This window comes from Streptomyces sp. NPDC038707, assembly GCF_040636485.1.
GTDB lineage: Bacteria > Actinomycetota > Actinomycetes > Streptomycetales > Streptomycetaceae > Streptomyces.
In genome coordinates this window covers 21,423-40,865 of the sequence record NZ_JBEZUP010000005.1, presented here as the reverse complement: position 1 = coordinate 40,865, position 19,443 = coordinate 21,423, and the positions used below count along the sequence as shown (strand labels likewise).

At 70.7% G+C, this 19,443-nt stretch carries 18 protein-coding genes; 12 read left to right on the top strand and 6 right to left on the bottom strand.

Annotation, left to right across the window (positions count from 1 at the left end; translation table 11 throughout):
• Nucleotides 1-139 precede the first annotated feature (139 nt).
• Nucleotides 140-970 carry a LuxR C-terminal-related transcriptional regulator gene (locus AB0E62_RS09025; protein WP_362190229.1) on the bottom strand — a complete coding sequence of 277 codons (831 nt, stop codon included), beginning with the start codon at nucleotides 968-970 and terminating at the stop codon, nucleotides 140-142.
• A 113-nt stretch (nucleotides 971-1,083) separates the two neighbouring features.
• Here AB0E62_RS09025 and AB0E62_RS09020 point away from each other — a divergent pair, with 113 nt between their 5' ends.
• The 3 genes from AB0E62_RS09020 (at nucleotide 1,084) to gcl (ending at nucleotide 6,443) form a co-directional block, all read left to right on the top strand.
• Complete coding sequence (locus AB0E62_RS09020; protein WP_362190227.1) at nucleotides 1,084-2,754, top strand: AMP-binding protein; 1,671 nt, start codon at nucleotides 1,084-1,086, stop codon at nucleotides 2,752-2,754.
• 104 nt (nucleotides 2,755-2,858) lie between these two features.
• Nucleotides 2,859-4,421, top strand: a complete 1,563-nt coding sequence (locus AB0E62_RS09015; RefSeq protein WP_362190754.1) for an AMP-binding protein — start codon at nucleotides 2,859-2,861, stop codon at nucleotides 4,419-4,421.
• A gap of 234 nt (nucleotides 4,422-4,655) precedes the next feature.
• Nucleotides 4,656-6,443, top strand: coding sequence for a glyoxylate carboligase (gene gcl, locus AB0E62_RS09010; protein WP_362190225.1), 1,788 nt, complete (start codon nucleotides 4,656-4,658; stop codon nucleotides 6,441-6,443).
• Between the two features lie 257 nt (nucleotides 6,444-6,700).
• On the opposite strand, the gene AB0E62_RS09005 is transcribed toward gcl, so the two are convergent.
• A complete protein-coding gene (locus AB0E62_RS09005) occupies nucleotides 6,701-6,934 on the bottom strand; it encodes a hypothetical protein (RefSeq protein WP_362190223.1) in 234 nt (77 codons plus the stop codon).
• A 655-nt stretch (nucleotides 6,935-7,589) separates the two neighbouring features.
• Between AB0E62_RS09005 and AB0E62_RS09000 the strand changes: the two genes are divergently transcribed.
• Complete coding sequence (locus AB0E62_RS09000) at nucleotides 7,590-7,760, top strand: hypothetical protein (RefSeq protein ID WP_362190221.1); 171 nt, start codon at nucleotides 7,590-7,592, stop codon at nucleotides 7,758-7,760.
• Between the two features lie 324 nt (nucleotides 7,761-8,084).
• On the opposite strand, the gene AB0E62_RS08995 is transcribed toward AB0E62_RS09000, so the two are convergent.
• From AB0E62_RS08995 to AB0E62_RS08985, 3 genes are all read right to left on the bottom strand, one after another.
• Complete coding sequence (locus tag AB0E62_RS08995) at nucleotides 8,085-9,548, bottom strand: catalase (RefSeq protein WP_362190219.1); 1,464 nt, start codon at nucleotides 9,546-9,548, stop codon at nucleotides 8,085-8,087.
• A gap of 171 nt (nucleotides 9,549-9,719) precedes the next feature.
• A complete protein-coding gene (locus AB0E62_RS08990; RefSeq protein WP_362190217.1) occupies nucleotides 9,720-10,634 on the bottom strand; it encodes a 2-hydroxy-3-oxopropionate reductase in 915 nt (304 codons plus the stop codon).
• Between the two features lie 67 nt (nucleotides 10,635-10,701).
• Entirely contained in the window at nucleotides 10,702-11,559 is an 858-nt protein-coding gene (locus AB0E62_RS08985) for a TIM barrel protein (RefSeq protein WP_362190215.1), read from the bottom strand.
• Between the two features lie 149 nt (nucleotides 11,560-11,708).
• Here AB0E62_RS08985 and AB0E62_RS08980 point away from each other — a divergent pair, with 149 nt between their 5' ends.
• The 8 genes from AB0E62_RS08980 to AB0E62_RS08945 all read left to right on the top strand — a co-directional run bounded on the left by AB0E62_RS08980 (nucleotide 11,709) and on the right by AB0E62_RS08945 (nucleotide 18,919).
• Nucleotides 11,709-11,972, top strand: coding sequence for a hypothetical protein (locus tag AB0E62_RS08980; RefSeq protein WP_189990373.1), 264 nt, complete (start codon nucleotides 11,709-11,711; stop codon nucleotides 11,970-11,972).
• On the top strand, nucleotides 11,969-12,331 hold the full coding sequence (locus tag AB0E62_RS08975; RefSeq protein ID WP_362190212.1) for a helix-turn-helix domain-containing protein: 363 nt from the start codon (nucleotides 11,969-11,971) through the stop codon (nucleotides 12,329-12,331). The genes AB0E62_RS08980 and AB0E62_RS08975 overlap by 4 nt, the downstream gene beginning before the upstream one ends.
• A 163-nt stretch (nucleotides 12,332-12,494) precedes the next feature.
• Nucleotides 12,495-13,007, top strand: coding sequence for a 2-oxo-4-hydroxy-4-carboxy-5-ureidoimidazoline decarboxylase (uraD, locus tag AB0E62_RS08970; RefSeq protein WP_362190210.1), 513 nt, complete (start codon nucleotides 12,495-12,497; stop codon nucleotides 13,005-13,007).
• A gap of 4 nt (nucleotides 13,008-13,011) precedes the next feature.
• Complete coding sequence (gene uraH, locus AB0E62_RS08965) at nucleotides 13,012-13,404, top strand: hydroxyisourate hydrolase (protein ID WP_362190208.1); 393 nt, start codon at nucleotides 13,012-13,014, stop codon at nucleotides 13,402-13,404.
• Between the two features lie 4 nt (nucleotides 13,405-13,408).
• Nucleotides 13,409-14,332 (top strand): factor-independent urate hydroxylase, encoded by a 924-nt coding sequence (gene pucL, locus AB0E62_RS08960; RefSeq protein ID WP_362190206.1) that lies wholly within the window; start codon nucleotides 13,409-13,411, stop codon nucleotides 14,330-14,332.
• 64 nt (nucleotides 14,333-14,396) lie between these two features.
• On the top strand, nucleotides 14,397-15,809 hold the full coding sequence (locus tag AB0E62_RS08955) for a nucleobase:cation symporter-2 family protein (protein ID WP_362190204.1): 1,413 nt from the start codon (nucleotides 14,397-14,399) through the stop codon (nucleotides 15,807-15,809).
• A 71-nt stretch (nucleotides 15,810-15,880) separates the two neighbouring features.
• The gene (locus tag AB0E62_RS08950) at nucleotides 15,881-17,266 is read left to right on the top strand and encodes an 8-oxoguanine deaminase (protein WP_362190202.1); all 1,386 of its coding nucleotides are present in this window, start codon (nucleotides 15,881-15,883) and stop codon (nucleotides 17,264-17,266) included.
• 285 nt (nucleotides 17,267-17,551) lie between these two features.
• Complete coding sequence (locus tag AB0E62_RS08945) at nucleotides 17,552-18,919, top strand: nucleobase:cation symporter-2 family protein (RefSeq protein ID WP_362190200.1); 1,368 nt, start codon at nucleotides 17,552-17,554, stop codon at nucleotides 18,917-18,919.
• A 74-nt stretch (nucleotides 18,920-18,993) separates the two neighbouring features.
• Here AB0E62_RS08945 and AB0E62_RS08940 read toward each other — a convergent pair whose 3' ends face one another.
• Nucleotides 18,994-19,416 carry an acyl-CoA thioesterase gene (locus AB0E62_RS08940; RefSeq protein WP_362190198.1) on the bottom strand — a complete coding sequence of 141 codons (423 nt, stop codon included), beginning with the start codon at nucleotides 19,414-19,416 and terminating at the stop codon, nucleotides 18,994-18,996.
• Nucleotides 19,417-19,443 lie beyond the last annotated feature (27 nt).

The window sequence follows — 19,443 nt, the reverse complement described above, 5'->3', positions numbered from 1 at the left end:
GTCGTGTCCGGGCCAAATTCTAGGCAACGATCCCTGAAATTCGGCCGGAAGTCGTGGTGAGGGAAATAACAAACGGTCAAGCAGAGGGAAATTCAAAGCGACGCCGGATGAATGGGCGGGTTTCCCCGCCGTCTTCGGGCTACGGCAGCAGCCCCGCCCTCCGGGCCGCGCTCACCGCCTCCCCTCGCGTGCGCGCGCCGAGCTTGCGCATCGCCGAACGCAGATAGCTCTTGACCGTCTCGGGACCGATGCCCAGCCGCTCGGCCACCGCCGCGTTGGTGGCCCCCGCCGCCACCCAGGACAGCACGTCCAGCTCGCGTGGCGCCAGGGTCACGCCCCCGGCTCGGGGCGGCGCGGTCAGCAGCCCGCACGCGGCGAGCAGTTCGGCCCGCAGCGCCGGATCGGGGATCCGGGGTGCCAGCGCCCGCAGCGCCGCGTGCGCCTCGCGCACCTGTTCCCACGCGGCCCCCTGGCCGGCCGGCACGGGTTCGGTCCTCGCCGCCGCCAGCAGCTCCCGCGCCTCGTCCGCCACCACCAGCGCCTGCTCCACGTCCCGCGCCGCCGCCACCGCCGCGTCCAGCGTCCGGTCACCGAGCGGCCGGGGCGAGCGCAGCGCGCCGTAGAGCACCCCGCGCACCCGGCGCCGCACCACCACGGGCACCGCGAGCACCGCGCGGATGCCCTCGGCGGCCACCGGGGCGTCGTACTCGTGGCTGATGCGCCGCGACCGCGGGTAGTCCGGCACCGCGCACGGCCGGGCCAGTGCCACCGCCTTGCCGCCCAGCCCGGTGCCGGAGGTCACCGCGAGCGAGCGCAGCGCCGCCGTGGACGTGCCGCTCAGCTCGCTGATGCGGACGTGCGGCCCGCCGGACTCCACCAGGCCGCCGAAGGCGACGGGCAGGCCCGTGGCGCGCCGCAGCCGGGCCAGCGCGCCGCGTATCTCCGCCGTCGCCACGGCCTTGGCTGCCACCTTGTCGCTCCTTCGGTGCGGTCCACCCCGTTCGGGGGTAGTGAGACCCGCATCACGGATTAGACGATGCCGGGGAGCCGCCCGGCAATGGTCCGGCACCGAGGAGGACGTGGATGACGGCGACCGAGACGTTCCGCAGGGCCAGGGACTTCCTGCTGGCACACCGCGAGGACTACGCCACCGCCTACGAGGGCTTCCGCTGGCCCCGGCCCGGACACTTCAACTGGGCGCTGGACTGGTTCGACGTCATCGCCGAGGGCAACGACCGCACGGCGCTGCACATCGTCGAGGAGGACGGCACGGAGACCCGGCTGTCCTTCGCCGAGCTGTCCGCGCGCTCCAACCGGGTGGCCCGGTGGCTGCGCGAGCGCGGGGTGGCCGCCGAGGACCGGATCCTCGTCATGCTCGGCAACCAGGCCGAGCTGTGGGAGACCGCGCTGGCCGCGATGAAGCTGCGCGCGGTCGTCATCCCGGCCACCCCGCTGCTCGGCCCGGCCGATCTGCGCGACCGGGTGGAGCGCGGCCGGGTGCGGCACGTCATCGTCCGGGCCGAGGACACCGCCAAGTTCGACGACGTGCCCGGCACCTACACCCGGATCAGCGTCGGCGGGCTGCCCCGGGAGGGCTGGGAGCCGTACGAGGACGCCTGTGCGGCCCCCGCCGACTTCGTCCCGGACGGCCCCACCCTGGCCGACGACCCGCTGATGCTCTACTTCACCTCGGGCACGACCGCCCGGCCCAAGCTGGTCGAGCACACCCACACCTCGTACCCGATCGGCCATCTGTCCACCATGTACTGGATCGGGCTCACCCCCGGCGACGTGCACCTGAACATCTCCTCGCCCGGCTGGGCCAAGCACGCCTGGTCCAACCTGTTCGCCCCGTGGAACGCGGAGGCGACCGTCTTCGTCCTCAACTACACCCGCTTCGACGCCGCCCGGCTGATGGCCGAGATGGACCGCGCCGGGGTCACCACCTTCTGCGCGCCGCCGACGGTGTGGCGGATGCTCATCCAGGCCGACCTCACCCGGCTGAAGACCCCGCCCCGCGAGGCCGTGGCCGCCGGCGAACCGCTCAACCCCGAGGTCATCGAACGGGTCCGGCGTGCCTGGGGCGTGACGATCCGGGACGGCTTCGGCCAGACCGAGACGTCCGTGCAGGTCGCCAACACCCCCGGCCAGCCGCTGAAGACGGGTTCCATGGGCCGGCCCAGCCCCGGGTTCCGGGTGCTCCTGCTGGACCCGGTCTCCGGCGCGCCCGGTGTCACGGAGGGCGAGATCGCCCTCGACCTGGCCGAGCGCCCGGCCGGCCTGATGACCGGCTACCACGGCGACCCGGACCGCACGGCCGAGGCCATGGCGGGCGGCTACTACCGCACCGGGGACATCGCGACCCGGGACGAGGAGGGCTACCTCACCTACATCGGGCGCAGCGACGACGTGTTCAAGTCCTCCGACTACAAGGTGAGCCCGTTCGAGCTGGAGAGCGCGCTGCTGGAGCACGAGGCGGTGGCCGAGGCGGCCGTGGTGCCCGCCCCGGACGAGCTGCGGCTCGCCGTGCCCAAGGCGTACATCGTGCTCGCCGAGGGCTGGGAGCCCGGTCCCGGCACCGCGAAGGTCCTCTTCGAGCACTCCCGCAAGGTGCTCGCCCCGTACAAGCGCGTCCGCCGGCTCGAGTTCGGCGCCCTGCCGAAGACCGTCTCCGGCAAGATCCGCCGGATCGAGCTGCGCGAGGCCACGGCCGAGGGCTCGCCCGACGAGTACCGCGAGGAGGACTTCCGGTGACCGCGCGGACCCCGGCCCGGGGCACCGGGTCCCCGTACACCCGGGGGACTCGGCCCCCGTACACCCAGGGGACTCAGCCCTCGTACGCCCACGGGACGGGGACCATCCCGCTCCTCGGCGACACCATCGGCGCCAACCTGGACCGGGCCGTCGCGGCCTGGCCGGACCGGGAGGCGCTCGTGGACGTGGCGTCGGGCCGGCGCTGGACGTACGCCGAGTTCGGCGCCGACGTCGACCGGCTGGCGTACGCCCTGCGTGCGAGCGGCGTGGCCAAGGGGGACCGGGTGGGCATCTGGGCGGTCAACTGCCCGGAGTGGGTACTGGTCCAGTACGCCACCGCGCGCATCGGCGCGATCATGGTGAACATCAATCCGGCGTACCGCACGCACGAGGTCGCCTACGTCCTTCGACAGGCCGGTGTCTCCTTCCTGTTCGCCTCCTCGAGACACCGGACGAGCGACTACCGCGCGATGGTGGAGGAGGTGCGGCCGGGGCTGCCCGGGCTGCGGGAGACGGTCCACTTCGGCGACCCGGGCTGGGACGCGCTGCTCGCGCGCGCCACCCCCGAGGCCGCTGCGGAGCCGTTCGAGGAGCTGTCCTGCGACGACCCCGTCAACATCCAGTACACCTCGGGCACCACGGGCTTCCCCAAGGGGGCCACCCTCTCCCACCACAACATCCTCAACAACGGGTACTTCGTGGGGGAGATGATCGCGTACACCGAACAGGACAGGGTCTGCATCCCGGTTCCCTTCTACCACTGTTTCGGCATGGTCATGGCCAATCTGGCCGCCACGTCCCACGGCGCCTGCATGGTCGTCCCGGCGCCCTCCTTCGACCCGGAGGCCACGCTGGAGGCGGTCCAGCGGGAGCGGTGCACCTCGCTGTACGGCGTCCCGACCATGTTCATCGCGGAGCTGAACCTGCCGGGCTTCGCGGACTACGACCTGTCCTCCCTGCGCACCGGCATCATGGCGGGCTCCCCCTGTCCGGTGGAGGTCATGAAGCGGGTGGTCGCCGAGATGCACATGGAGCAGGTCTCCATCTGCTACGGCATGACCGAGACGTCACCGGTGTCGCTGCAGACCCGGATCGAGGACGACCTGGAGCACCGCACCGCCACCGTCGGCCGGGTCCTGCCCCACCTGGAGGTCAAGGTCGTCGACCCCGCCACGGGGGTGACCCGGCCCCGCGGGACGGTGGGGGAGCTGTGCACCCGCGGCTACAGCGTGATGCTCGGCTACTGGAACGAGCCGGAGAAGACGGCCGAGGTGGTCGACGCCGGCCGCTGGATGCACACCGGCGACCTCGCGGTGATGCGCGAGGACGGGTACGTCGAGATCGTCGGCCGGATCAAGGACATGATCATCCGGGGCGGCGAGAACATCTACCCCCGCGAGATCGAGGAGTTCCTCCACGCCCACCCCGGGATCCGGGACGTCCAGGTCGTCGGGGTGCCGCACGAGCGGTACGGCGAGGAGGTGCTCGCCTGTGTCATCCCGAGCGACCCCGCGCAGCCGCTCACCCTCGAGGAGCTGCGGGCCTTCTGCGCGGGCCGCCTCGCCCACTACAAGATCCCGAGCCGGCTCCAGCTGCTGGACTCCTTCCCGATGACGGTGTCCGGGAAGGTGCGCAAGGTCGAGCTGCGGGAGACCTACGGAACCTGACACGCGCCGGAGTCCTCCGGAGGGCCGCCCGTACCGCACGGGCGGCCCTCTCGTGCTTTCCGGGGTCCGGACGACTCTTGACGACCTTCGCCCGCCCGCCCTACATTGCTTCCAGATAGTAGAAGTTACATTCCGCAGTACGGAAAAGATTGCGGAGATTGACAATCGGGAGACTGTGCTCACCGCGGGGCGCGACGGGAGTACGCATCCGAGAGGCCGAAGCAGGAGTACTCGATGGCTCGTATGACCGCTGCCCGTGCGGCAGTTGAGATCCTCAAGCGCGAGGGCGTCACCGACGCCTTCGGTGTGCCGGGCGCGGCGATCAACCCGTTCTACAAGGCCCTCAAGGAGGGCGGCGGCATCCACCACACCCTCGCCCGCCATGTCGAGGGCGCCTCGCACATGGCCGAGGGCTACACCCGTACCAAGCCGGGCAACATCGGCGTGTGCATCGGCACCTCCGGTCCGGCCGGCACCGACATGATCACCGGGCTGTACTCCGCCATCGGCGACTCCATCCCGATCCTGTGCATCACGGGCCAGGCGCCGACGCACGTCATCCACAAGGAGGACTTCCAGGCCGTCGACATCGCCTCGATCGCCAAGCCGGTCACGAAGATGGCGGTGACCGTCCTGGAGGCCGCGCAGGTCCCCGGCGTCTTCCAGCAGGCCTTCCACCTGATGCGCTCCGGCCGTCCCGGCCCGGTCCTCATCGACCTGCCGATCGACGTCCAGCTCACCGAGATCGAGTTCGACCCGGAGACCTACGAGCCGCTGCCGGTCTACAAGCCCACCGCGACCCGCGCCCAGATCGAGAAGGCCATCACCTTTCTTCTGGAGTCGGAGCGCCCGGTCATCGTGGCCGGCGGCGGCATCATCGGCGCCGACGCCTCCGAGCTCCTGGTGGAGTTCGCCGAGCTGACCCAGACCCCGGTCATCCCCACCCTGATGGGCTGGGGCACGCTGCCCGACGACCACGAGCTGAACGCCGGCATGGTCGGCGTGCAGACCTCGCACCGGTACGGCAACGCCAACTTCCTGGAGTCCGACTTCGTCCTCGGCATCGGCAACCGCTGGGCCAACCGCCACACCGGCTACAAGCTCGACGTCTACCGCCAGGGCCGCAAGTTCGTCCACGTCGACATCGAGCCCACCCAGATCGGCAAGATCTTCCCGCCGGACTACGGCGTCGTCTCCGACGCCAAGGCCGCCCTGGAACTGTTCGTCGAGGTGGCCAAGGAGCTGAAGGCGGCCGGCAGGCTGCCCGACCGCGGCGCCTGGGTGGCCTCCACCCAGGAGCGCAAGGCCACCCTGCTGCGCCGTACGCACTTCGACAACGTGCCGATGAAGCCGCAGCGCGTGTACGAGGAGATGAACAAGGCCTTCGGCCCGGACACCCGGTACGTCACCACCATCGGCCTGTCCCAGATCGCCGGCGCGCAGATGCTGCACGTCTACAAGCCGCGCCACTGGATCAACTGCGGCCAGGCCGGCCCGCTCGGCTGGACGATCCCGGCCGCGATCGGCGTCGCCAAGGCCGACCCGGACTCCCCGGTCGTCGCGCTCTCCGGCGACTACGACTTCCAGTTCCTGATCGAGGAGCTGGCGGTCGCCGCGCAGCACAAGATCCCCTACGTCCACGTGCTGGTGAACAACGCCTACCTGGGCCTGATCCGCCAGGCGCAGATCGGCCTGGACATCAATTTCCAGGTCAACCTGGAGTTCGAGAACATCAACACCCCGGAGCTCGGCGTCTACGGCGTGGACCACGTCAAGGTCGCCGAGGGGCTCGGCTGCAAGGCCATCCGGGTCACCGAGCCGGACCAGCTGGGCGCGGCCTTCGAGCAGGCGAAGAAGCTGGCCGCGGAGTACCAGGTGCCGGTCGTCGTCGAGGCGATCCTGGAGCGGATCACCAACATCTCGATGAGCCGCACCATGGACATCAGCGACATCTCCGAGTTCGAGGACCTGGCCACCGAGCCCGGCCACGCGCCGACCTCGATCAAGACGCTGAAGGTCTGACACATGCGGCAGGCGGGTCCGGCACGGTTCCGGACGACCTGACGCAGCCAGGGGCGGCCCGCCCGGGGGGACGGGCCGCCCCTTTGCCGTGCCCGCGGCCGGACACCCCCGTACGGGGCCCGCCGCCCCCGTGCAGGCGGGCCCCGCGTGTCAGTACTGTGCCCGCCGAAGGGGCCCGCCGAAGCCTTGTCGGCGCTGTTCAGAGCTTGATTTGAGGATGGCGTAGCCCGGCTACGCCCCCTGCCGCAGTCGGCGTGCTAGATCTCGTACTCGCTCAGCCCGGGCCAGTCGTCCGGGCCGCCGCCCTGCCATTCGATCAGCTCGCCCTCCTCCACCTCGACCCGGTCCAGGTCGGCCAGCCGCAGGATCTCCACGACATCGTGCAGATGCGAGGCGATCCCCAGCGTCACGTCCCCCTCGGTGACCCGCCGCGAGCCGTCCAGCGCGGGGGAGTGCACCACGATGTGCGGATGCCGTATCGGATTGCCCATGCCTTCAGCGTGCTGCGGCCGGGAGGTTCCCGCACGCCGGCCCGGATTGTCAGCCCCGGCGTGCGGCACCAGCGGCAGACGCCGGGCGGGCAAGGAGCCCGTACGACTGCTGGAGGTCGCGCGGGCGACGGCGGCGGGCCGCCTCGCTGCGGGCCGTGTACGAGCGGCGGGTGGCGGAGGGCGACGCCCATGTGAGGGACCACCCCGGGGCGAGCGCGGAGGAAGCGCTGGAGCACTTCCGGACCGCGGGTGCGGACGCCGCGTTCCTGCGGGCTCCGGACGACCGGCCGGGACACTGTGTGATACCTCGCGGCACGGCCGAGCCCTCGCTGTGGCTGGAGCGCCTGCGTGACCCCGCAGACCTTCGCCCTGCTCGCCGCGGACGGGGACGGCCGTCTCCTCCTCCAGGCGCTCCCCAAGCGGTGGAACTGCGGCGTCGCGCCGAGAGCGTCAAGGCGCCGCGGGCCGGGGCCGAGGACCGTACGGCGAGGGAGGCGGATCTTCAGCGGGCCCTCGAAGGCAGTCACTGGATCTTCGGGGGCCGGTCCGTCGGTGAGACCGCTCGGCGCCGGCTGGTGCCGGGGGACGAGATCGCGGTGCCCGGGTGCCGGCCCGGGTGGTCCACGGGGCCGTCGGTCGGGCGGTCGGCTGCCTGGTGGGACCGGACGAACACCGCGCCCGCGCCCGCGAAGAGTCCGGCATCGGGACCCGGCGGGACGGCGCGCGGACCTTCGACTCGCCTGTCACGCGGGTCGAGGTGCTCACCTGCGAAGTGCTGCCGGACAACGCGGAACGCTCCCTCGCCGCGGACATCGAGGCGGCGTAGGGAGCGTTGCGGGTGGTAGCCGTCCGACGGCGCGAGGCTGGGCGCGACAGATCGTTCGCGCCGCCGGACGGGGCTCGGGGTCTCCGGAGCGGTGCCGGAGAGGGGGCTGGGACCGCGGTGGCCGCGACGGAGGCGGGCGTTCCTTCCCTCTGGTCGAGAAGGGAGCCCGGACTCCTTCACCACCGCACTGGCTCGCACGCCACCGCGGTCCTCACCCTGCCCGCCGTACCCGGTGATCACCCCTCATCCGGATCACCTGGGCACGGCGGGGTCTTCGCGTCCGGGGCGGACCTCCCCGTCAGTCCCGGACGCAGCCCAGGAGACTCAGTCCTCGCGCAGGGCGTGGACCGCCTCCTCCACGCGCTTGCCGTACTCGGGGTCGGCGGCGTGGAAGTGGGCCAGGTTCTTCTCGATCACGTCGTCGCGGGAGACCTGCGAGAGGCCGCCGGCGATGTTCGCGACCAGCCGGGACTTCTCCTCCTCGGACATCAGCCGGTACAGCTCGCCCGCCTGGAAGAAATCGTCGTCCTTGGTGTGCGCCGGGGCGACGTGGCTGCCGGTGTAGCCGGCCACCGCGAGGGGGGCCGACAGCGGGCGGCCGGTCTCGACCGGGCCGTCGTAGGAGTTCGGTTCGTAGTTCTTGGCGTGGCGGCCCTGGCCGTTGACCGCCATGAAGCCGTCGCGGCCGTAGTTCTGGGCACCGCCCGGGACCGCCTTCGGGGCGTTCACCGCGAGCAGGGTGTGGTTGACACCGAGGCGGTAGCGGTGGGCGTCCGCGTAGGCGAACAGCCGGCCCTGGAGCATCTTGTCCGGGGACGGGCCGATGCCGGGCACGAAGTTGTTCGGGGAGAACGCGGCCTGCTCGACCTCGGCGAACACGTTGTCCGGGTTGCGGTCGAGGACCAGGCGGCCCACCCGCTGGAGCGGGTAGTCCTTGTGCGGCCAGACCTTGGTCAGGTCGAACGGGTTGAAACGGTAGTCCTCCGCCTCGGACGCCGGCATGATCTGGACGTACAGCGTCCAGGACGGGTGCACGCCCCGCTCGATCGCCTGGAGCAGGTCGGTCTGGTGCGAGTTGGGGTCCTTGCCCGCCAGTTCCTGCGCCTGCTCGGTGGACAGGCAGCGGATGCCCTGGTTCGTCTTGAAGTGGTACTTGACGAAGAAGGCCTCGCCCTTGGCGTTCGTCCACTGGTAGGTGTGCGAGCCGTAGCCGTTCATGTGGCGGTACGACGCCGGGATGCCGCGGTCACCCATGAGCCAGGTCACCTGGTGCGTGGCCTCGGGGGCGTGCGCCCAGAAGTCCCAGACGTTGTCGGGTTCCTGCTTGCCGGTGAACGGGTCGCGCTTCTGCGAGTGGATGAAGTCGGGGAACTTCAGCGGGTCCTTGATGAAGAACACCGGGGTGTTGTTGCCGACGAGGTCGTAGTTGCCCTCTTCGGTGTAGAACTTCACCGCGAAGCCGCGGGGGTCGCGGACCGCGTCGGCACCGCCGAGGTTGTCGGCGACGGTGGAGAAGCGCACGAACACCTCGGTGCGCTTGCCGATCTCGCCGAGGAAGTCGGCGTGGGTGTAGCCGGTGACGTCGTCGGTCACCTCGAAGTGGCCGTACGCGCCGGAGCCGCGGGCATGCACGACACGCTCCGGGATCCGCTCGCGGTTGAAGCGCGCGAGCTTCTCCAGGAGGTGCTGGTCCTGGATCAGGAGCGGGCCGCCGACGCCGGCGGAGGCGGAATTCTGGTTGTCGGCGACCGGTGCGCCGGACTCTGTCGTGAGCACGCGCTTCGACATCGTGGACCTTCCGTGCGGGTGTCAGCGGAAAACTGTTTCCGCTTTGTGGAGCCTAGAAGTGGGGTGAACTGAGCGTCAACACTTTGTTGAAGTCGATTCCGGACCGCGGCGCCGCCTGGGCGCGACAGGACAGGTGTCAGCGGCGCCGCGGTCCGGAAGCGTGAGGGGTCGTCAGACCTGGGCGCCGGACAGGCGCTCGACGGCCCGCAGCAGGGCCGAGTGGTCCAGGCCGCCGTCGCCCTGGGCGCGCAGGCTGGCGACCAGCTGGGCGACCACGGCGCCGACCGGCAGGGCCGCGCCGACGTTGCGCGCGGCGTCGGTGACGATGCCCATGTCCTTGTGGTGCAGGTCGATCCGGAAACCGGGCTTGAAGTCGCGGTTGAGGAAGTTGTCCTTCTTGCGCGTCAGCACGGTGGAGCCGGCCAGGCCGCCGTTGAGGACGTCCAGGGCGGCCTGGAGGTTCACACCCGACTTCTCCAGGAAGACCACGGCCTCGGCGCACGCCTGGATGTTCACGGCGACGATGAGCTGGTTGGCGGCCTTCACCGTCTGGCCCGAACCGTGCGGACCGCACAGCACGATGGTCTTGCCGAGGGCCTCGAAGATCGGCTTGGCCTCGTCGAAGTCGGCCTGCTCGCCACCGACCATGATCGACAGCACCGCCTCGATGGCGCCGGCCTCGCCGCCGGACACCGGGGCGTCCAGCACCCGGACGCCCTTGTCCTTGGCGGCCTTGGCCAGGTCCACGGAGGTCTGCGGGGTGATCGAGGACATGTCGATCAGCAGGGCGCCGGGCTTGGCGTTCTCCAGGATGCCGTCCGGGCCGTAGGCGATGGCCTCGACCTGCGGGGAGGCGGGCACCATCGTGATGACCACGTCGGCGTCGCGGACGGCCTCGGCGATGGAGCCGGCCGCGGTGCCGCCGGCGGCGGCCAGGCGGTCCAGCTTCTCCTTCTCCAGGGTGTAGCCGGTGACCTGGTAACCCGCCTTGATCAGGTTCTCGGACATGGGGGAGCCCATGATGCCGAGGCCGATCCACGCGATCGCGGGGCGGGTCGGGTGGGAGGAAGCTGCGAGGTTGCTCATGTTCAGGGTGCCTCTCTTGCTGCGGCGTACGTCTGTGAAGGGCGGCTGGTGCCAGGGGGCCGGCGGCTCAGCGGGCCGCGCGGGCCTCGCGCGGCAGCCAGTCGAACGCCTCGGCGCTCGGACGGTCGCCCGGCTTGTACTCCAGGCCGACCCAGCCGTCGTAACCGGCCTTCCGCAGCCGGTCGAGCAGCTCCTCGAGCGGGAGCGAGCCCGTGCCGGGGGCGCCGCGGCCGGGGTTGTCGGCGATCTGCACGTGCCCGGTCTTCGCCGCGTGGGCGTCGATGACCGCGGGCAGGTCCTCGCCGTTCATGGACAGGTGGTACAGGTCCATCAGGAACTTGGCGTTCCCGAGACCCGTCGCCGCGTTCACCTTGTCGACGACCTCGATCGCGGCCGGCGCCGAGACCAGCGGGTACAGCGGCGACTCGGGCTTGTTCAGCGCCTCGATCAGCAGGATCGCGCCGATCCGGTCGGCCGCCCGGGCCGCGAGGACCAGGTTCTCCAGGGCGAGCGCGTCCTGCTCGGCCGGGTCCACGCCCTCGACGCGGTTGCCGTACAGCGCGTTGAGCGCCGTGCAGCCGAGGGAGGCCGCGAAGTCGGCCGCCACGTCGATGTTGGCGCGGAACTTCTCCGACTCCTCGCCCGGCAGCGACAGGGCGCCGCGGTCGGGACCGGGCAGCCGGCCGGCGTAGAAGTTCAGGCCCGTGAGCCGGACCCCCGCGTCCTCGATCGCCTTCTTCAGGGCGTCCAGCTCGGACCGGGGCGGGGTGGGGGAGTCGATCCAGGGCCACCACAGCTCGACCGCGGAGAAGCCCGCCGCGGCGGCGGCCGCGGGGCGCTCCAGGAGCGGGAGTTCCGTGAAGAGGATCGACAGGTTGACGTTGAAGCGCTGGTCTGCGGCGGTGCTCCACTCGAAACCTGGCATTCGGGCCGCGCTCCCTTCCGTGGGTCGAGATTCCGTATTACGGAAGTTCGTTTCTGCGTAATGGAAGATTGCCGTCGGGTGTCGCCGCTTGTCAAGGGGCGTCCGCAAGACCCGCCCCGCCCGGCCGCCTCGCGCGTTAGGTTGACCGCGTGCGATTGAGAGTGGAGTTCACGACCGAGCCCTTCGACCTGGACGAGGCGCCCGCGCACGCCCTGGTGGCGCGCGAGGTCATAGAGACCGCCGAGCTGGACGCCGTGGACGTCGGCCCGTTCGGCAACACCGCCGAGGGCGGCGCAGACCGCGTGCTCGGCGCGGTGGACGCGCTGCTGCGCAAGGCCCTCCAGGCCGGCGCCACCCGGGTCTCGCTCCAGGTCAACGTGATCGGTGACGAGGCCGGGGAGGGTGATAGGTGACCGGGGACGAGCCTTTCATCGCGGCGGTGAAGCCGCTGGTCGACGCCATGGGCGGAACGATGCTCCCGCCCGACGAGGCCGGCCCCGAGGACGTGGTCCTCGCCTGGGAGGGCGCCGACGTCGTCGCCGTACGCCTGCCCCAGCTCGCCGACTCCCTCGACCACATCCTGGCCGCCATGGAGCGCAAGGAGGGCCGGCCGCTGGCCGACCTGGACCGCAAGGCCAAGCAGGAGGTCGTACGGATCCTGGAGGCGCGCGGCGCCTTCGCGGTACGGCATGGCGTGGAGACCGTGGCGGGCGCGCTCGGCGTCAGCCGCTTCACGGTCTACAACTACCTCAACCGCGAGAAGGGCGTCTGACCGGGGCGGGAGTGGGGCGGGAGCGGGGGCGCAAGGGCCGTTCGGTCCCCAACCCCGCTTGTTACGCGGAATTTTCAACAAAGTGTTGACGTGATGTTTCCGAGGGCGTTAGCTATCCGCAGCCCGTTCAGCACAACGGCCCGAAGCGGCCACGGAGGCTCCCGTGACAACCACTTCCACGCCCCCGGGCCTGTCCCGGTTCAACGACCTGGAGGAGCGCGAGGCCCTCGCGGCCCTCCATGAGGCGTGCGCCTCCACCGAGTGGGCCCGGCGACTGCTCGCCGCCCGCCCGTACGCCACCCCGGAGGACCTCTACACCGCCAGCGACGCCGCCATGGCCGAGCTGACCCCCGCGGATCTGGCGGAGGCGATGGCCGGACACCCGCCGATCGGGCGGCCCAAGCCCGGCGACCCGACCTCCGCCCGCGAACAGCGCGGCATGGCCGGCGCCTCCGAGGAGCTCAAGGCGGAGATGCTCGAACTCAACCTGGCCTACCAGGAGAAGTTCGGGCATGTCTTCCTCATCTGCGCCACCGGCCGGACCGGCGAGCAGATGCGCGACGCGGTCAAGGAGCGGATCGGCAACTCGCCCGAGCAGGAGCGGGAGATCGTCCGCACCGAGCTGGGCAAGATCAACCGCATCCGACTGGCCCGACTCGTCGAAGAGGACGCCTGACACCATGAGCACCAGCACCACCGCCTCCGTGTCCACGCACATCCTGGACACCTCGATCGGCCGCCCCGCCGAGGGCGTCGCCATCCGGCTCTCCGCCCGCTCCGGGCGCGAGGCGGACTGGCAGGCGCTCGGCGGCTCGGCGACCGACGCCGACGGCCGGTGCAAGGACCTGCCGGCTCTGCCGGAAGGGACCACCCACGTGCGGCTGGACTTCGCGGTCGAGCCGTACTTCGAGACAAAGCAAGCCGATGCGCAGCAGGACGCCCCCGCGAATCGGGACAGCGGTGCCGTGTTCTTCCCCGAGGTGGCGATCACCTTCGCCGTGGTGCCCGGGGAGCACTACCACGTACCGCTGCTGCTCAACCCGTTCGGCTACTCCGTTTACCGAGGGAGCTAGCTACATGCCGACCATCCTGGGACAGAACCAGTACGGCAAGGCCGAGAACCGAGTCGTCAAGATCACGCGGGACGGCGCCACCCATCACATCAAGGACCTCAACGTCTCCATCGCGCTGAGCGGCGACATGGAAGAGGTCCACTACTCGGGCTCCAACGCCAACGTCCTGCCGACCGACACCACCAAGAACACGGTGTTCGCGTTCGCCAAGGAATACGGCATCGAGTCCGCCGAGCAGTTCGGCATCCACCTCGCCCGGCACTTCGTCACCAGCCAGGAGCCGATCCACCGGGCGCGCATCCGCATCGAGGAGTACGCCTGGGAGCGGATCGAGACCTCGGACGCCAACAGCAGGTTCATCGGCGCGGACGACGTCAAGCACTCCTTCGTCCGCAAGGGCCAGGAGGTCCGCCTCACCCAGATCACCTACGACGGTGAGAAGTGGGAGGTCATCTCCGGCCTGAAGGACCTGGTCGTGATGAACTCGACCAACTCCGAGTTCTGGGGCTACGTCAAGGACAAGTACACCACCCTCCAGGAGGCGTACGACCGTATCCTCGCCACCCAGGTCGCCGGCCGCTGGCGGTTCAACTGGACCGACGACGCGCAGAAGATGCCCAACTGGGAGAAGTCCTACGAGCAGGTCAAGAAGCACATGCTCCACGCCTTCGCCGAGACCTACTCGCTCTCGCTCCAGCAGACGATGTACCAGATGGGCTCGCGCATCATCAACAACCGCAGCGAGATCGACGAGGTCCGCTTCTCGCTGCCCAACAAGCACCACTTCCTCGTGGACCTGGAGCCGTTCGGACTCAAGAACGACAACGAGGTCTACTTCGCCGCCGACCGCCCGTACGGCCTCATCGAGGCCACCATCCTGCGGGACGGCTGTGAGGCCCGTATCCCGGTCGACATGACCAACCTCTGACGCGGGACGCCCGCCCCCGGCCCGGCCTGACGGGCCGGGGGCGCGCTACACCGGAGGGAACAAAATGGCACAGCCTGCAAAGGGGCCGGCGAAAGCCCCGTGTTCCACCCCGCCGGTGCACATGGAGGACGCCGTCACGTCCGTGCACCCGGTGGACGAGAAGCTCCACCCCTCGCGGCTCGTCCCCGCCGCGCTCCAGCACATCGCCGCGATGTACGCAGGCGTTGTCACTCCTCCGCTCATCATCGGTCAGGCCTGCGGGCTCGACATCGGGGCCCGTACCCGGCTCATCGCCGCGAGCCTGCTCATCGCGGGCATCGCGACCATCCTCCAGACCATCGGCGTCAAGGGCGTCGTCGGCAACCGGCTGCCCTTCGTCAACGCCGCCTCCTCCGCCGGCATCGCCCCCATCCTGGCGATCGCCGAGACCAACAGCAAAGGACACCAACTCCCCGCGATCTACGGCGCGGTGATGGTGGCCGGCGCCTTCTGCCTGGCACTCGGACCGTTCTTCGGCCGACTGCTGCGCTTCTTCCCACCCCTGGTCACCGGTGTGGTCATCACCCTGATCGGCGTCACGTTGATGCCCGTCCCGGTGGGCTGGGCACAAGGCGGCGACGAGACCGCGGCCGACTTCGGCGACATGCGCCATCTGGCGCTCGCCGGATTCACCCTCGCCGTCATCCTGCTGATCCAGCGCTTCGGCAAGGGCTTCGTCAAACAAGTCGCCCTGCTCTTCGGGCTGCTCATCGGCACCCTGGCCGCGATCCCCTTCGGCATGGCCGACTTCAGCGGCATCAAGTCCGCGCCCGTGGCCGCGCTGCCCACCCCGTTCGCCTTCGGCGCCCCGGAGTTCCAGCCCGCCGCCATCCTGTCGCTGTGCATCGTGATGCTGGTGCTGATGACCGAGTCCAGCGCGGGCATGCTCGCCCTCGGCGAGATCTGCGACCGCCGCGCCGACGGCCGGACCATCACCCGCGGCCTGCGCACCGACGGCCTCGCCACCCTGATCGGGCCCGTCTTCGGCGGCTTCCCCACCTCCGCCTTCGCCCAGAACGTCGGTGTCGTCTCGCTCACCCGGGTGCGCAGCCGGTACGTCGTCGCCGTCGCCGGCGGCAGCCTGATCGTGCTCGGCGCCTTCCCGGTCCTCGGCGCGGTCGTCTCCCTGGTCCCCATGCCGGTCCTCGGCGGCGCGGGCATCGTCCTCTTCGGTTCCATCGCCGTCAGCGGCATCCGGACGCTCTCCGAGGCGGGCCTGGACGACAGCTCCAACATCATCCTGGTGGCCGTGGCACTCGGCGCCGGCATCATCCCGCTGGCCGCGCCGACCTTCTACGCCGACTTCCCGGCGTGGGCCCGGACCGTCCTCGGATCCGGCATCAGCGCGGGCGCGCTCGTCGCCGTCCTGCTGAACCTGTTCTTCCACCACCTCGGCGCCCGCGGCCGGCATCCGGCACCGGTGCTCGAGTCCTCCTAGGGGCCCTGCCGTCCCCTCCCCCCGTGGAACCCCCTGGTCCACGGGCCGCCACCGAAAGACAAGGAAGCACGATGGCACCATCGGCAGCCCCGCGCACCGTCATCGAGAACTGCGCGATCGCGACCGTGGACGCGGGTGACACGGAGTACGCCTCCGGGTACCTCGTCCTCGCCGGCAACCGTATCGAGGCGGTCGGCGCGGGCGAGGCCCCCGAGGGACTGGAGAACGTGGTGCGCCGGATCGACGGGCGCGGCCTGCTGGCCACGCCCGGCCTGGTCAACACCCACCACCACTTCTACCAGTGGATCACCCGGGGCCTGGCCACGGACCACAACCTGTTCGACTGGCTGGTCGCGCTCTACCCGGTCTGGGCGCGGATCGACGAGCGGATGACGTACGCGGCGGCCCAGGGGTCCCTCGCCATGATGGCCCGGGGCGGTGTCACCACCGCCATGGACCACCACTATGTCTATCCGCGCGGCTCCGGCGACCTGTCCGGCTCGATCATCCGGGCCGCCGCCGAGATGGGCGTGCGCTTCACACTGGCCCGCGGCTCGATGGACCGCGGCGAGAAGGACGGCGGACTGCCCCCTGACTTCGCCGTGGAGACGCTGGAGGACGCGCTCCGGGCGACCGAGGAGACCGTCGAGCGGCACCACGACCCCTCCTTCGACGCCATGACCCAGGTGGCGGTCGCCCCCTGCTCCCCGTTCTCGGTCTCCACCGAACTCCTGCGCGAGGGCGCCCGGTTGGCCCGCCGGCTGGGGGTGCGGCTGCACACCCACGGCTCCGAGACGGTGGAGGAGGAGAAGTTCTGCCACGAACTGTTCGGCATGGGCCCCACCGACTACTTCGAGTCCACCGGCTGGCTCGGTGAGGACGTGTGGATGGCGCACTGCGTCCACATGAACGACTCCGACATCGAGGCCTTCGCCCGCACGAGGACCGGCGTCGCCCACTGCCCGTCGTCCAACGCCCGCCTCGCCGCCGGCATAGCCCGCGTCCCCGACCTGCTGAAGGCCGGCGTCCCGGTCGGCCTCGGCGTCGACGGCACCGCCTCCAACGAGTCCGGCGAACTCCACACCGAGCTGCGCAACGCCCTGCTGATCAACCGGCTCGGCGCGCACCGCGAGGCCGCGCTGAACGCCCGTCAGGCGCTCCGGCTCGGCACCTACGGCGGCGCCCAGGTGCTCGGCCGCGCCGGCCAGATCGGCTCGCTGGAACCCGGCAAGCTGGCCGACGTGGTGCTGTGGAAGATGGACACCCTCGCCCACGCCTCCATCACCGACCCGGTGACCGCGCTCGTCCTCGGCGCGCCGGCCCCGGTCGCCGCGTCCTTCGTCGACGGCCGGCAGATCGTCGAGGACGGCCGCCTGCTCACCGCCGACGAGGACGCCATCGCCGTCAGCACCCGCGAGGAGGCCCGGCGCCTGGCCCGGATCGCCGCACAGGGCTGACCGGGCGGGCCATTCCCCAGACTCCGGCAGGGAGGGACGGCTCCCGGCCGGGACCCGTGGATCCGAGCGGGATCCACGGCACGCCGTCTCCGGGGTGCGTGCGGACGCACGCCCCCGGAGACGGTCATCCCCACACCACCGTCAGGATCCCCACACCCCCGCACACCCCCACAGACTCGTCACCGCTCGTTTTCGCCACCCCCCTGCGAGGGTTCCGCACGACCCCGCACCACCTCCATGAAACCCACGTCAACGATGACGTGTCACCCGCCCGGAGGAGCCGCCGTGGCCGCCCATCCCGTAGACGAGAAACTCCCCGCCCTGAAAATGGCGACCAGCGGACTGCAGCACGTGGCCGCCATGTACGCCGGTGTCGTCGCACCACCGCTCATCGTCGGCGCGGCCATCGGCCTCAGCGCGACCGAGCTGACCTTCCTCACCGGCGCCTGCCTGTTCACCGCCGGCCTCGCCACCTTCCTCCAGACGCTCGGCATCTGGAAGATCGGCGCCCGGCTGCCCTTCGTCAACGGCGTCACCTTCGCCGGTGTCGCCCCCATGACCGCGGTCGTCGCCTCCACCGAGGACAAGTCCGACGCCCTGCCGGTCATCTTCGGCGCGGTCATCGTGGCCGGCCTGCTCGGTTTCCTTGCCGCGCCCTTCTTCAGCAAGGCGATCCGCTTCTTCCCGCCGGTCGTCACGGGCTCCGTCATCACCCTGATCGGCGTCTCCCTGCTGCCCGTCGCGTTCGGCTGGGCCCAGGGGCCGAATCCCAAGGCCGACGACTACGGTTCGGCCACCTATCTCACCCTGGCCGGTCTCACCCTGCTGATCGTCCTGCTGCTGCGCCGCTTCACCCGAGGCTTCGTCAAGCAGATCGCCGTACTGGTCGGCCTGGTCGTCGGCACGCTCATCGCGATCCCGTTCGGTGTCACGGACTTCGGCCCGGTCGCCGACGCCGACGTGGTCGGCTTCCCCACCCCGTTCCACTTCGGCGCGCCCCAGTTCCAGCTCGCCGCGATCCTCTCCCTGTGCGTGGTCATGGTGGTCTCGATGACCGAGTCCACCGCCGACATGCTGGCCCTCGGCGAGATCGTCGAACGGCCCGCCGACGAGAAGACCATCGCGGCCGGCCTGCGCGCCGACACCCTCGGCTCCGCGATCAGCCCGCTGTTCAACGGCTTCATGTGCAGCGCCTTCGCCCAGAACATCGGGCTGGTCGCGATGACCCGGATCCGCAGCCGGTACGTCGTCGCGACCGGCGGCGGCTTCCTGGTCCTGATGGGCCTGTGTCCGATGGCCGCCTCGCTCATCGCGGTCGTGCCCCGGCCGGTTCTCGGCGGCGCGGGCATCGTGCTGTTCGGCTCGGTCGCCGCGAGCGGCATCCAGACCCTGGTCCGGGCCGGCCTGGACAAGGACAACAACGTGCTGATCGTGGCCGTGTCCCTGGCGGTCGGCATCATCCCGATCACCGCGCCGGAGTTCTACCACTCCTTCCCGGAGACCGCGAAGATCGTCCTGGACTCGGGCATCTCCACCGGCTGTGTCACGGCCGTGGTGCTCAACCTCCTCTTCAACCACCTCGGCAAGGGCCGCGAGGCCCAGGACGTCACCCATCCCATGGAGGCGGGGGAGGAGATCGCCGCCGTCCGCTGACACCGGGCGCCCGCACCACCCGGCCGGGGGAGACGTGGACACCGTCACCCCCGGCCCTTCCCGTGCGCGCGTGCCTACAGGCCGAACAGGCCCGGGTCCGCCGCCAGTTCCTTGAACACCGCGCGGGGATCGGCGACCAGCTTGCGCGCGGTGAGGTCCATGAGGCCGGCCACCGCGGTGACCTCGGCCGCGAGGGTGCCGTCGGTCCTGCGTATCTCCTGCCGGATCCGGAACGTCTTGCCGTCGCCCCACTCGAAGGCGCACGTCACGTCGACCTCGTCGCCGGCGAGCAGCTCCCGCCGGAAGCCGATGGTCGTCTCCAGCGCCACCGGGCCCACGCCCCGGCCCATCAGCCGGGTCTGGCCGATCCCGGCGGCCTGGAGCAGCGACCAGCGGGCGTGTTCCGCGTAGTTGAGGTATACCGCCTGGTTGAGGTGTCCCTGGGTGTCGGTCTCGTAACCGCGGACGGTCACCCGGACGGAAAACGGTTCGGTCACTGCGTGCCCTTCTCGTGTGCGGTGCTG

Excerpts from the sequence above, each read along its gene's own strand:
- pucL (WP_362190206.1), top strand. The coding sequence starts at position 13,409 with ATGCCGACCATCCTGGGACAGAACCAGTACGGCAAGGCCGAGAACCGA.
- AB0E62_RS09020 (WP_362190227.1), top strand. The coding sequence starts at position 1,084 with ATGACGGCGACCGAGACGTTCCGCAGGGCCAGGGACTTCCTGCTGGCA.
- AB0E62_RS08995 (WP_362190219.1), bottom strand. The coding sequence starts at position 9,548 with ATGTCGAAGCGCGTGCTCACGACAGAGTCCGGCGCACCGGTCGCCGAC.
- AB0E62_RS09005 (WP_362190223.1), bottom strand. The coding sequence starts at position 6,934 with ATGGGCAATCCGATACGGCATCCGCACATCGTGGTGCACTCCCCCGCG.
- gcl (WP_362190225.1), top strand. The coding sequence starts at position 4,656 with ATGGCTCGTATGACCGCTGCCCGTGCGGCAGTTGAGATCCTCAAGCGC.
- AB0E62_RS08950 (WP_362190202.1), top strand. The coding sequence starts at position 15,881 with ATGGCACCATCGGCAGCCCCGCGCACCGTCATCGAGAACTGCGCGATC.
- AB0E62_RS08955 (WP_362190204.1), top strand. The coding sequence starts at position 14,397 with ATGGCACAGCCTGCAAAGGGGCCGGCGAAAGCCCCGTGTTCCACCCCG.
- AB0E62_RS08985 (WP_362190215.1), bottom strand. The coding sequence starts at position 11,559 with ATGCCAGGTTTCGAGTGGAGCACCGCCGCAGACCAGCGCTTCAACGTC.
- AB0E62_RS08990 (WP_362190217.1), bottom strand. The coding sequence starts at position 10,634 with ATGAGCAACCTCGCAGCTTCCTCCCACCCGACCCGCCCCGCGATCGCG.
- uraH (WP_362190208.1), top strand. The coding sequence starts at position 13,012 with ATGAGCACCAGCACCACCGCCTCCGTGTCCACGCACATCCTGGACACC.